Raw genomic sequence first — 531 nt, 5'->3', positions numbered from 1 at the left:
GCCTCCAGCCCGGCGCAGAGCGCCAGCGCGGACTTCCCCGTCCCGGCCCGGCCGCCCATCGAGACGATGCCGACCTCCGGGTCCAGCAGGAGGTCCAGCGCGACCCGCTGCTCGGCGCTGCGCCCGCGCAGTCCGAACGCCTCGCGTTCTCCGCGCACCAGCCGGACGCGGCCGTCGCCGGTGACCCGGCCGAGCGCCCGGCCGCGCTCGGAGGTGAGCACGAGTCCGGTGTGCACGGGGAGGTCGCTGACGCCCTCGATGGACACCGCGGCGTCGTGGCCGGCCGAGAACAGCGCGTCGACGTCGTCGGCCGCCACGTGCAGCTCGGACATGCCGGTCCACCCGGAGGTGACCGCCAGCTCGGCCCGGTACTCCTCGGCGAGCAGGCCCACCGAGGACGCCTTGATCCGCAGCGGGAGGTCCTTGGAGACGACGGTGACGTCGTACCCCTCGGCCTGCAGGTTCCGCGCGACCGCGAGGATGCGGGTGTCCGCCTCGCCGCCCCCGACCCGGTAGCCGGCCGGCAGTATC

1 protein-coding gene is annotated in these 531 nt (G+C 75.5%); it reads right to left on the bottom strand.

Annotated elements, in window-relative coordinates; translation table 11 throughout:
- The coding region (locus PUR56_RS43425) for a PIN domain-containing protein (RefSeq protein ID WP_329949197.1) at positions 1 to 531 on the bottom strand (531 nt) is incomplete at both ends.

Source organism: Streptomyces sp. BE303, from assembly GCF_036290945.1.
Classification (GTDB): Bacteria; Actinomycetota; Actinomycetes; order Streptomycetales; family Streptomycetaceae; genus Kitasatospora.
The sequence above is the reverse complement of the archived record's forward strand: the minus strand, read 5'-3'. Positions and strand labels throughout refer to the sequence as shown.